General features: G+C 40.0%; 15 protein-coding genes. 6 read left to right on the plus strand and 9 right to left on the minus strand.

Annotation, left to right across the window (positions count from 1 at the left end; genetic code table 11):
• Positions 1-41 precede the first annotated feature (41 nt).
• The 6 genes from JWR61_RS07295 to JWR61_RS07320 are packed head-to-tail and all read left to right on the plus strand — an operon-like array spanning position 42 to position 4,684.
• Positions 42-2,216: a cbb3-type cytochrome c oxidase subunit I gene (locus JWR61_RS07295; RefSeq protein ID WP_301927189.1), complete on the plus strand. Its 2,175-nt coding sequence runs from the start codon at positions 42-44 to the stop codon at positions 2,214-2,216.
• 20 nt (positions 2,217-2,236) lie between these two features.
• Positions 2,237-3,241 carry a cytochrome c gene (locus tag JWR61_RS07300; protein WP_301927190.1) on the plus strand — a complete coding sequence of 335 codons (1,005 nt, stop codon included), beginning with the start codon at positions 2,237-2,239 and terminating at the stop codon, positions 3,239-3,241.
• 37 nt (positions 3,242-3,278) lie between these two features.
• Positions 3,279-3,539, plus strand: a complete 261-nt coding sequence (locus JWR61_RS07305; RefSeq protein WP_301927191.1) for a hypothetical protein — start codon at positions 3,279-3,281, stop codon at positions 3,537-3,539.
• 1 nt (position 3,540) lies between these two features.
• Positions 3,541-3,948: a cytochrome C gene (locus JWR61_RS07310; protein ID WP_301927192.1), complete on the plus strand. Its 408-nt coding sequence runs from the start codon at positions 3,541-3,543 to the stop codon at positions 3,946-3,948.
• A 5-nt stretch (positions 3,949-3,953) separates the two neighbouring features.
• On the plus strand, positions 3,954-4,343 hold the full coding sequence (locus tag JWR61_RS07315) for a group III truncated hemoglobin (protein WP_301927193.1): 390 nt from the start codon (positions 3,954-3,956) through the stop codon (positions 4,341-4,343).
• Between the two features lie 2 nt (positions 4,344-4,345).
• Complete coding sequence (locus JWR61_RS07320; protein WP_301927194.1) at positions 4,346-4,684, plus strand: 2Fe-2S iron-sulfur cluster-binding protein; 339 nt, start codon at positions 4,346-4,348, stop codon at positions 4,682-4,684.
• 142 nt (positions 4,685-4,826) lie between these two features.
• Here JWR61_RS07320 and JWR61_RS07325 read toward each other — a convergent pair whose 3' ends face one another.
• From JWR61_RS07325 to JWR61_RS07365, 9 genes are all read right to left on the minus strand, one after another.
• Positions 4,827-5,138 (minus strand): OsmC family protein, encoded by a 312-nt coding sequence (locus tag JWR61_RS07325; protein ID WP_301927195.1) that lies wholly within the window; start codon positions 5,136-5,138, stop codon positions 4,827-4,829.
• 63 nt (positions 5,139-5,201) lie between these two features.
• Positions 5,202-5,726 (minus strand): pirin family protein, encoded by a 525-nt coding sequence (locus JWR61_RS07330; protein ID WP_301927196.1) that lies wholly within the window; start codon positions 5,724-5,726, stop codon positions 5,202-5,204.
• Positions 5,727-6,067: 341 nt separating this feature from the next.
• Positions 6,068-6,418, minus strand: a complete 351-nt coding sequence (locus tag JWR61_RS07335) for a hypothetical protein (RefSeq protein ID WP_301927197.1) — start codon at positions 6,416-6,418, stop codon at positions 6,068-6,070.
• Positions 6,419-6,475: 57 nt separating this feature from the next.
• Complete coding sequence (locus JWR61_RS07340) at positions 6,476-7,336, minus strand: CPBP family intramembrane glutamic endopeptidase (RefSeq protein ID WP_301927198.1); 861 nt, start codon at positions 7,334-7,336, stop codon at positions 6,476-6,478.
• Positions 7,337-7,392: 56 nt separating this feature from the next.
• On the minus strand, positions 7,393-8,730 hold the full coding sequence (locus JWR61_RS07345; protein WP_301927199.1) for a S41 family peptidase: 1,338 nt from the start codon (positions 8,728-8,730) through the stop codon (positions 7,393-7,395).
• Between the two features lie 503 nt (positions 8,731-9,233).
• Positions 9,234-10,082 (minus strand): alpha/beta fold hydrolase, encoded by an 849-nt coding sequence (locus JWR61_RS07350; protein WP_301927200.1) that lies wholly within the window; start codon positions 10,080-10,082, stop codon positions 9,234-9,236.
• Between the two features lie 81 nt (positions 10,083-10,163).
• Complete coding sequence (locus JWR61_RS07355) at positions 10,164-10,928, minus strand: hypothetical protein (protein WP_301927201.1); 765 nt, start codon at positions 10,926-10,928, stop codon at positions 10,164-10,166.
• 106 nt (positions 10,929-11,034) lie between these two features.
• A complete protein-coding gene (locus JWR61_RS07360) occupies positions 11,035-11,226 on the minus strand; it encodes a hypothetical protein (protein ID WP_301927202.1) in 192 nt (63 codons plus the stop codon).
• 257 nt (positions 11,227-11,483) lie between these two features.
• A complete protein-coding gene (locus tag JWR61_RS07365; RefSeq protein WP_301927203.1) occupies positions 11,484-12,215 on the minus strand; it encodes a DUF4386 domain-containing protein in 732 nt (243 codons plus the stop codon).
• Positions 12,216-12,225 lie beyond the last annotated feature (10 nt).

Here is a 12,225-nt window from a genome sequence, read left to right on the forward strand (position 1 = left end):
TTTAATATAGTAGAGGAGTAAAAGGTCTTAAATTATTTTATATGCAAACTAGTTTAAAAAAATGGTGGAAAAAATGCCTGCAGGTTGCTGTGGTATATTTGTTATTACCCGTGCTGGTTCAGGCACAATCTGCCGGGGCTGCGTCTGCTCCGGATGATACCGCCCTCATTGTTTTATTGGTTATCGTACTGTTGGCGGTTCTTGTTGCTGTACTCCTTCTTTCTTTTGAAGCCAGGGCACTTGTTGCAAAAATCAGGAATAAAAAGATGGGGAATAATACGCATCAATTTGAAAAGCACCTTGAAAATATGAATAGTAACCAGATTGAAAAAATCTTACAGACCACGCACCGGCAGAAAGATAGAAGTAAAAATCCAGGTAGTATCAAAGCTGTTTTGCTAGTTGTGTTTACGCTGTTGGCAACATTGTTTCCGGAACATTCATTGTTTGCGCAAACTAAGGTAACAAATGGAGGAATATTCAACGAAGGTGGTATCCTGATCACTATTACGCTGATTATGATTCCTATACTGGCAGGCCTTGTACTGATGGTTGTAAAGTTATCCAATATACTGCGGAAGCATCGTAACAGGCAAGACCTTGAAGAAGCAGATCTATTTGCAGGCTACCTGGCTACATTAACCGGGGAAGAAGCAACTGAGGCACTGGCAAAAAGAAAAGCTGCACTGGACTATAATCTGACGCATCATGAATTATCGGGTCAGCAGGAACCGGCAGATACAAAGGGACTGGTGAGTAATGTTGAGACGGAAGGCTACATTAATTTTATCGCACGCAAAAAGAAAGCACAGAAGCGTCCCAATATCGACCCGCAATTATCCAAACTCATTTTGTGGTATTTTGGCTGTGCCGCGTTGTGGCTGTTGTTCGGCACCACCATTGGTGAATACGTCGGTATTAAATTTGTTGCACCAGATGTTGACCATGTAAGCTGGTTAAGTTTTGGCCGGCTTCGTCCTGTTCATACCAACGCAGTGTTTTGGGGTTGGGCATCGCTGGGAATGCTCGGGCTTGGTTATTATATTGTTCCCATGGTAAGCAATGCGCCCCTGGCAAGTATCAAAAAAGGGTGGTATGCCCTCTGCCTGATTAATGCCGCGGTTATTTTGGGAACCACCTTTTTAATGGCAGGTATCAATAATGGCGGGGGCGAATACCGGGAATACATCTGGCCGGTAATGTTATTATTTGGAATTGGGCTAATACTCACCCTGATCAATTTTATTCAAACCATTGCAAAACGACAAACGAAAGAAATTTACATTTCCAACTGGTATATCGTTTCTGCTATCATGTTTGCATTAACCATTACTGTTGTAGCCTATGTTCCCATCTGGCAGGATGGCCTTGGAGAAACAATCATTCAAGGCTATTACATGCACCAGGGCGTGGGTATGTGGTTTATGCTTTTTACATTAGGCATCGTTTACTATATGCTTCCGCAGCAATTAAACAGGCCTATCTATTCTTACAGTCTTGGTATCCTTGCATTCTGGACACAAATTTTATTTTATACGCTGATAGGTACCCACCATTTTGTTTTCAGTTCTATCCCATGGTGGTTGCAAACTGTAGCTATTGTGGGCAGCGTTGGTATGGTAATACCTGTAGTAGCAGGAACCACTAATTTTATTATGACCTTTAAAGGAGCCTGGCATAAAATTGCCGGCAGTTATACCCTACCCTTTTTCCTGGTGGGTATCATATTTTACTTTACCGGTTCGCTACAGGGCACTGCAGAAGCATTTCGTTCTACCAACCTGATGTGGCATTTCACAGACTTTACAGTAGCCCATTCTCACCTTACCATGTATGGCATCATTTGCTTTTTTCTCTGGGCAGGCATGTATGCAGTGATCCCAAGGCTCACCGGCAAAGAAGCTCCGCAAATAACAGTGGGCGCTCACTTTTGGTTAGCATTAATTGGCCTGATGTTTTACACCGTACCACTCATGATTGGCAGCACACTTAGAGGACAAATGTGGATTGCAGGGAAACCATTTATTGACTCGGTAGTACACATGGCTCCCTACTGGTTGTGGCGGGCTATTGGCGGCAGCCTGATGTGGTTATCCCATATTTTCTTTGCTTATAATTTTTATAAGATGATCAGCAGGCATGAAGCGGTTGATGTAAAAGAAGCAGCGCTGAAAAAATTAGTACAAATAATTCCGGCCGAAACACAAAATGATTAATCAATTTTTATACAGTACAAATGGAATTTTTCAATAATCATAAAAAGCTTTTCAGAACCGCTTTCCTGTTTTTCGCAGGACTAACGGTGTTAGTAGCCATTCTCCCTGCGCTGAATAATCAGAAAAACAACAGTCCCTTACCAGGCGCTGTGCCCCTTAGTGCAGATGCAGTAAAAGGTAAAAATATTTACATTGCCAATGGTTGCGTAGCGTGCCATACGCAGCAGGTACGCAATGTGGATATGGATAAAATGTGGGCAGCGAGGCCGGGTTTAGCAGCAGATTATGCAGACATACATCGTACAGATATTTGGCGCAATACGGCTACATTGATGGGCACTGAACGCACCGGGCCCGACCTTACAGATGTAGGTAACAGGCAACCAAGTAAGGATTGGAATTTAGTGCATTTATTTAATCCGAGAACCGTTGTAAAAGAGTCCATCATGCCGGCTTATTCATGGTTATTTACTATTAAAAAACAACCTCTAAAAAGCGATATAATAGTAAATGTTCCGGCAGCTTACATGAACGGTGAGGAAGGGAAAGTAGTAGCTACAAAAGATGTACTTTATTTGATTGCTTACCTGCAATCACTTAAACAGGTTAAACTGCCCGATGGTACGCCCCCACCCGATTTTTTGTATAAACGGGAAGAAAAGCCGGCAGGTGCAAATGCAGCTCCAAAAGAACTGAATGGCGCTACATTATACACTTCTAATTGCCAGAGTTGTCATCAGCCAAATGGTGAAGGATTGCCCGGTGCATTTCCTCCATTAAAAGGCAGCCCTGTTGTTAATGGGGATAATCTGGAATTATATGTCGGTATCATCATGAACGGCTACAGTGGACGACCAGGCTTTGGCGTGATGCCACCAGTTGGCACAAATGCCAGTTTAGGTTCTGCAGAAGTAACGGCCATTGTGAATCACGAACGTAGCACCTGGGGTAACAATGCTAAAAAAGTAACGGAAGAAGAAATAAAGAAGATCATGGATTTTGTGAAATTACAGGCTCCTAAGTAAAAGCAGCAAATAAGTACATAACATTAAATTGATTATAATGAAAAAGATACTGCTGATCGTTTCTATGTTGATAACAGGGTTATTGGCTTTCGCCTGCCCTGCTTGTGAAATAGCCCAGCCAAGATATTTAAGAGGCATTACACATGGTACAGGTCCCCAAAGTAATTGGGATTTCCTGATCATTTCGGTAACAACTATTATCGTTATCGCCACGCTTTTCTATTCGATAAAATGGTTGGTAAAGCCCGGCGAGAAATCAGTTACACACATCAAACATTTGATATTAAATATTGACTAACATGGAAGATAAAAGCAAAATAGTTGTTTTTATAGATGATGAAGAACAGCCCGTTGCAGCCTTTACTTCACCGGTAAATTTTGAACTGGATACCAGAAAATTAGTTGATGGTAAGCATACGCTTAAAATTGTAAGCAAAGACCCGAGTGGTAAAGAAGGCATCAGGCTAATACCTTTTGAAGTAAGAAACGGCCCTGCTATTGAAGTGGAGGGCATCCGGGAAAATGCGGTGGTGGATGGAGTGTTGCCCATCATGATAAATGCTTACGGTAAAGGCGACCAGAAAATATTTTTAATAGAGGGTAGTGAAACACCTAAAAGTATTCCTTCCTGGGTATGGATACTGATTATTGGTTTTGCGGGGTGGGCATTATATTATCTATTCACCTATTTATCACTGAAACCTTAATCACAATGAAGCAAGATATACTTACTATAGAAGATGTAACATTATTGGTGGATCGTTTTTATGAAAAAATAAGGATAGATGAACTGTTGGGTCCGATCTTTAATGAACGCATTCAAAATCACTGGCCGGAACACCTTGAAAAAATGTACCGTTTTTGGCAAACCGTTTTACTGGGAGAACATACTTATTTTGGTAGCCCCTTTCCCCCACATGCCCAATTACCTGTTGGTCACGAACATTTTTTAAAATGGATGGAGTTGTTTGTTCCAACTGTGGACGAATTATTTACCGGCGAAAAAGCAGCAGAAGCAAAATGGCGTGCGGAAAAAATGGCAGAAATGTTTGAAATAAAAATAGCACATTATAAAAAGGTTGGTATTAAAAACCTGGTGTAGGAATGAATGATGAAAGAAAAGAAATAGCAATTACCCTCATAAATGCAGGTGAAGCACATGTTGTAAAAACTTATTTGCACCAATACAGGAACCTGATGATGCTGCTTAACAATACCATCTATCTGGAAAATTTTGGCGAGTGTGGCGGCCAGGGACGCTGTGCCACCTGCATGGTTAAAGCAGTTGGATTAAAAGGCAATGCCAATTCGATGGAGCGAAATGAAGCAGCTACTATTGGCAAAGCAGGATTAGCGGATGAAGCTGTCCGTTTATCCTGCCAGATATTGATTAGCGAAGACCTCAATGGAGCAGTGATTGAGATTACAGGTGATGAGTATTAAATTTATCAATAGAAAATATCAAAAAGAAATGAAGCGATATCTACTCCCGGATCTCTGGGAAAGTAAACTTAAAGGTAGTATCAATGTAATTTGTAATAGACAGTACTTAATCCGACAATAAAGGTTTTTTGGTTTTATAGGGTCAGGATATATTTTGTTTTATGCTGCCGGTGTGACCTGCCCTAAAAACTTCTTCCTTGATAAGATAATAGAATCCTTGAAAGTTTCCATCGGGGTTTATATTTTTAAGTTCCCAACCTTTACGATTACAGTACATTCTTACGGTAGCATTCGTACAAGCTGCCAAAGCAGCAACCAGCAATTCTTTTGGAGAGAAGCCTTTGTCCTGGCCTCCTTTTTCTATAGGTTCATCGGCTACCACTTTAATACCGGATGGTGTTTGTATTTCCATCAGGTAATTTTCTTTGCCATTGTTGGTTGTAACTTTTGCCATACTTGTTATTTTTTATTGAATGATGGATAAGGAACAAATTCTTTTTCGTCACCCTTTATTTTATCAAATGTCTGCGCCATCCATTTGTGCTTCGCCATATAATTTATGGCCAATATTTACCGTTTGCCTTTGGCTGCTTTTTATCTCTATCATAAAAAGCTCGCTGTACACGGGAACGGCAGATTGATGGCCAAATGCTTCCCCTGCTATTAATTTAAATTGCAGCTGATCCTGTGTCCATCCAGGAATCTGTTTGGCGTCAATATGAAAGAACTCAGGTTCCATCTGTTCCAGTTCTTTTGGCAATGCCATCCAGATTTGCAGGCCAGGCATTGTTTTATCCGAATGGCGCAGGTATCCGGGTGTACGTTCAGAATGGACAATACCTTTTCCTGCTGTCATCCAGTTTACACCGCCCGGCTTTATTTCAACTGCATTTCCCGGCGTATCGCGGTGCATGATACTGTTTTCAAATAAAAAGGTAAGAGTTGATAGCCCGATATGCGGCTGAGGAAGCACATCGAAATTCTCCCGTTCATTTAATTTTACAGGCCCCATGTGATCGATATAGATAAAAGGACCAACCATCCTTTTTTGGCGAAAAGGCAGCAATCATCCCTGCTTTTCTTTTTTTCTAAATATTAAAGTAACATTTGTTTACAGTACTTGCTTCATTATCTGATGCAATTTTCGTACAGGTAGACTTGAAAATTCTTTAACCATTACAGTCAAATTTAAAAACAAAACTTGTAAACGCAGTTATGGAAAGACTAGCTGAAAAACAGCAATGATAAGAGATCCGATTGTTGTGTCGGGTATCTCCTGTTCCCTTATTTTCCTTCCGGTACGATAGCAACGACCTGTTCAATGCATGATGATCTTTTACCAAAGTCTCGTCGCAAGTTTTATTTACGCCTCATTGCTTAACATTAACTTAAAGGCTTATTAACACCATTTAAAACGACGAATAGTAGTTTTATGAAATTAACTGCCGGTAATTTATCTGGCAAGCAGATTGCGTAAGCAAACCCTCTGCAGGTCATCAATACAGGCAGGATATTGAAGGAAATGTGAATGGCGGAATGAATATCCGGAAAAGAACTGAAGGAATAATGCAGCCTCGTCTCAAACTCAGCATGATTCAGCGCCTTGCCTTCCCATGGATCGCCGGTGTCGATGTGAATGGTATATTTATCATGCACAAATTCAGCAATGGAACTGATGTCTTTTTTATTCCATACTTTTTGCATAAAATGATTTAGTAGTATTTCATTTGTCATGATGATAGTTTTGCAGCACTTGCAGTGCCTTGCGAAGTTCAAACTAATTTACAGCGCTTAGTTGTTACGCGACGGCTTAATTATTTTATCTTGTTTATAAAGTATCCTGATAATAACGATGGCAGCAATAAGGCAGAGCGACACAGCTTGTATTGATCCTTCCGGTCCAAACTGTCCGCCGGTCACTAGTTCGGATCCGGTAATTTTTGTTGTTAACAAACTGCTGGTTTTTTCATTGCCCGAAGTGATGGCTCCAAAAATTCCGTTCTGTGTAAAATTCCAGGCAAAGTGTATGGCTATGGGCACCCATAAATTTCTGTAATACATATAGGCAGCACCGAGCAACACACCCACCACTGTTATACATAAAATAGACACCAGGGTAACATGTGGATTAACCAGGTGCAATCCTGCGAAAATTAATCCCGAAATAGTTAAGGCAATCACGCTGCCCCATTTTTCTTCTGTAATTCTGAACACAATTCCCCTAAGCAATATCTCTTCTAATATCGACACCGTAAATGCAACGGTAAAAGGAATGATCAATGTGGACGCTGGATTGACAGCAATCACCCGGAAGCCTCCATACAAATACACCACTAAAATAGTAAGGCATTGTAAGCCGCTGCCAGTGATGATGCCCGCCAATAATTTTTTCCCCATACCTTTTGTTGATAACTCCGTAACAATTCTGCTTTCATACTTACGATAAAAAAGCCAATAGCTACCGATTGTCAAAAAGGATACGAAGATACCTTTGATCAGATTTCGCGGATTGGTGTTGAGCGAATGAATACCGGGTATTTGCTGAAATAGCTGCTGCCCGATAATTACGGCTGCCAGGCAGATCAATACGCCGAAAATTATTCTTACTAAAGCAGAATGTAATAGTTGCTGTTTGAAAATGGTTGCTGTCATGATTATCATTTTAGTTGTTTAAAATATGTTCAGCAATTCGGCTCCGTCACCCAGAATTACTTTATTAAATGTGCAGTATTGGTTCTCTTTTCTTCAAACACGCTTCCATCATTCACGAGTATTTTTATATCAGCATACTTTCCTTTGCTATTTTTCACAAATTCTACCTGTGCATCTTTATCAAGTACAAAAAGATGGTGGGTTATAAATTTCAACTCTGAAACTGCACCGCCGTTATTATCATTTTTACAATACAATTTGTTTTTGTCCGTGTAAATTACCAGGCCGCCATAGGTTCCTGCAAAAGACAGTAATTCCTTTAAAGAAAGCCCCTGATCAGCCTCATCCACCAACAGCGCATTGAGGTAGTATAAACATCTGTTTTTCTCTTTTTGATCTGTTGCTGATGACAACTGGTTCCTGAATATTATTTCCTGCGCCTTTATGAAAGCCATACGGGCTGTAGTTTTTGCATCCGGTATTACGCCTTTCCCTTCCCAGTCTGTTTGCGTAACAGGGTTAAGCGAACGTGCGAATGGAATGAATACAATGAAACCCTGACCAACGGAAAAAGGCATTTGCGGATCTGCGCCATCACCGGTTGTTTCGCCTACCACAATGGCTCTTTTCGCAACCTGCATTCCGTAACTAAAATCTTCTGCTCCTGAAAAAGTATGCTGGCCCGTTAAAATATAAACAGGCATAGAAAGATATATACCGTCAGACTTGGCAGGGTCTGCGTACAGAAAAGTAGTGTCCATATTCGTGCGGTTAATCAGGTCATTCATATGGGTCTTTTCTTTAAAAAAATAACTCTCGAGCTGACCTACCATTTGCGGACTGCCGCCCATGTTGTTTTTTAAATCGATTATCAGCGCATCAGTATTGGCTAAAAATTTAAGCGCAGCATTAATAGTTGGCTTGGCAGCTTCTATATCGTCTGTAAATAAATCAAATGGCAGGTAGCCGATATTGCCGGGAAGTATTTCTACTTTTTTGAACGTGTAATTATTTTCTTTCCAGTATTTTTTTACATGCTGAACTTCTTCAGGACTCAATTTGGAAATCTGCTGCGGAATAAATCCGGGATCGAATTTTACCTGCATGTGTGGATCGTGGTGTACAACATTTATATCATGGCCTATTTGTCCGGCAAGCTTTTCAGGATTATTCAAAAAGCCTGCATAAGCATTCTTCTTTAATTGCGATTGAAGATAGCTGGATATGAGTACCGCTTTTTCAGGAAAAATATAATGCCTGGTTAAACTGTCTGTGATGGAATTGATTAACGCACTGATGTTAACCGGTTGCGGTTTACTGATTTGTGCGCTGGCTGTATATGGCATTGTAACAGCAAACAGAAAAATCAGCCGGGCCATTTTAAAATGTTTCATTTGTATAAGTTTTAGTGACTATTGTCTGGTTGAATGTATTTCTGTATAAGTAAATCATACCTTTTATGAGGCTTGTTTGCAGCTGTTTCTACAGACTTCTTTTTAAAATTTTATTAATTCTAAAAGTATCGGAGCAGAACACAAAGGGGTAGGACAATAATGTCGTCGAACCGGATTTATCTGAAGTTTTACTTAAATGTGCCAGGCGATATTGTTGTTATAAGGGACTATTTCTTTTCCTTTAACAATGTGTCAAGCTTTTGTTTTGTCTCCGGAATGTTCTTTAACGACAACGTTTTTTTGAAACTTGCTATGGCATTTAATGTATCCCCTTTTGCCAGGTACAATCTCCCAACCCATCATAACAATTTGCCGCTCCCGGATAGTTTGCAATATTTAGTTTAAACAATGCACCTGCCAGAACCAAAGCTGAAAGCGAAATGCAGCCAATTACTTCAACGTATACTCCTACTATTGGCAATACGCTTATTGTATGCCGTTTTTTATTCGCTTTTTAAAAAATCATCAAGAATTTTATTGAAAATTTCGGGTTGATCCATTAATGGTAAATGTCCAGCATCTTGAATTAAATGAAGCTTTGCATTTGGGATAATTTTAGCTGCTGCTTCACCATATTCAGCAGAAAATAACTTATCATCTTTCCCCCAAATGATAAGTGTTTCATTTTTTATTTGCTTTAATAATTCTTCTGATATTTTAGATACTGCGGTTCCACGTCCTTGCTTAAATGCATTTTTTCCTCCTTTATATTTGAGAACGGCTATTGAGTAGCTACTATGGTTCGGATCTCTGTTTATGGGTTTATGAAGTATATAACGCGAATTAAAACAATTTGCCATTGATGATGGAAAACTATTCATCCATATTGTTCCAATTAAAGGCCAAAAAGAAACTTTTGCTCCTAAACCTGCAGAATCAACTAAAACAAGTTTATCAACCATTTCAGAATTGTCTATGGCAAACTTCAACGCAATGGCGCCACCTTGAGACAATCCGACAATATGAGCCTTCGATATTTTTAATTCTTTCATGAAATCTTTGAGCCAGTTCGAAAAATATGGCCTATTATAAGGCGCATCAGGTTTATCAGATTCTCCATATCCAACTATATCTGGTGCTACTATTTGAAAATTTTTAGAGATAGTATTAATTGATGGATACCAGGTAACAGCGCCTGCACCAGCTCCGTGCAGGAAAATTACAGGTTTACCATTTCCACATAATAAGTAGGTGGTTTTAATTGTTCCAATATTTACTTCTCTTTGTTCAACTAATCCTTCTATTTTGTCGATTAGAAGTTGCCTATAGTTTTCTTTATTCTCTTTTTTCATGTTTTTCCCTCTTTTAAATTAATGAATGTCAAAAATTGCCGCTAACTTAAAGGTTGGTGTATGCAAATTGCCTGCTGTTCTTTAGTGATTCTCTTTATTGGGTAAACTATAAACAATTTTGCCTGTAGAGTCGAGAAAATTTATTTTTGCTTCTCCAATAGAATCAACAATAAGCTGAATCCTTGTCTTGCCTTTTTTATCTGCTAAGTTTATTAATGCCGATTTGGCTGCGTCTTTGCCAATAAAAACCCGATGTGCGAAGGCAGGGTCACTATTAGCAGGTTCCAGTAGTTGCTTGAGTTTAGCATCTCTCTCGGGGCCATTTGGTAATTTTTCTGCTTCCTTGTATGTACGACGAAACTCCGGGTAAGGTGGACTGTTATGCCAATCATCTACATATAAACCTGTTTTCCTGTCCCCGTTATCATCAAGATATTGTAAATACAGAACCTGATTTTGATTGTATTGGTCAAAAGAAAAATGCCCTGATGCAAAATATTTTCCACTACTATCTTTTCTTCCTGAAAATACAAGCCCCCCACATTCAGTGGCCTCGTCATCATAAAATATTAAACCACCACGGTTGCCTCCCGGAATTCCAAAAGGTTTTCCGTGATTCAAATTTGCTGGTGATTTTTCCACATTGGAAAGAACTAACCTGGGATGCCCGTTTGGTTCAACAATATTTATCCGCTTTGCGGTTAGTTCATCAACTGTTAAGTTTTCTGTCTTTCTGTCCATTTTTAAAATTAAGAACAGGGCAATTATTAGCAAAACGGATGACACCATTGCATATGTTGATAAAAAGAGTATTTGCTTTTTTATTTTATCTAAGCTATCAGTCATAGGAAATTATTTGTCGTAAAATAAAAAGTCGTTTTAAAATAATCGGTACAATATATATTGTTGTTGGTAATACAAGTGCTGGATGATAATTACTGCGGCTGCAGCCTCAAAGGAGTGAAGCTAACTTTCTGCTATTCACTGTGGTTTTACCGTGGCGCCGGATATTCCACAAATCAATCACAGTAAAGCTTTTAGCAGGAACGAAATCTATAGCTAAAGTTTCCTTTACTGTAGTGGTTAATTCATTTGATTGTATTTTGCTTATGTTGGCAAAATCAAAGTTTGTTACTTTTTTCATGATGAGTTTATTTTTATTTTTTTATAAGTCACAAAATTATTTAAAGCCGGATACAAGCGATAGCACAATCAGGCAGTTGAATGGGATTCGGCTGAAGTTTTATCCAAATGATCCGGAACCTGCAATAATGACTATCAATTGTTGAATATTTTTTAAAGTTTATTTTCAAGTTTTTTGATCGCTAATTGATGATACAAAACTACCCTAAATTTCAGCGCCTCAAGGGACAGCCTGATGCCAGATACAGACAAATGATATCATTCACTTTCCATGCTGGCAGTGATTCCCGATGGCCTGAAACCTTTTACAACCAGATAAACGCCCAGCGAAAATTCAAACAGTGCAACCAGTACTGCGGACAATCCTGCCAGGGGCGAATGTTGCCCGATTACACCGAATAGAATAGCGACGTAGCCTGTCACCAACGGCACAGCTCCCACCATTCCAATCACAGCAAGTCCTTTTGGTACCAGGCGGGATTTGTACAACATGAAACCGAGCAACAGATCGCAAATCGCCGGCATAAAACTTTGTCCGAGTAAAAAGATACGATCATAAAGCGCTGCAAGTGCATGACCGGTGACCAACGCATCAGTACCGGATGCGGCTTGTCGCAGGGTTACTATTGACAGCAGAAAAGCCACGCCAACGAAGATGGTACCCGACTCCAGGATGCGTGCAGCAACAAGACCCAGTGCCGCACTTTCATTTTGTTTCTTCAGCACCGGGTACAACACCACTGCGGTGCTGATGCCGGCGAGTGCCACGATGATCTCGAGAATGGCTCCAATGATAACGGCCGTATCGGGGCCCGGTCCCGTGATGTAATCCGCAGCATGCACCGGGCCATAAAGTGCCAGCGTTGGGATAGATACAAAAGTGAGGATGTATAATATGCCCGCAGTGAGCGACCTCTTCCAAAGCGAAGTCATCGGCACGCTTGCTGTTGATGCTTCCATGCGGATGGCTATATTTTGAGTAGTATTCATTTTACTATTT

It is taken from the genome of Ferruginibacter sp. (genome assembly GCF_028288465.1).
Classification (GTDB): Bacteria; Bacteroidota; Bacteroidia; order Chitinophagales; family Chitinophagaceae; genus Ferruginibacter.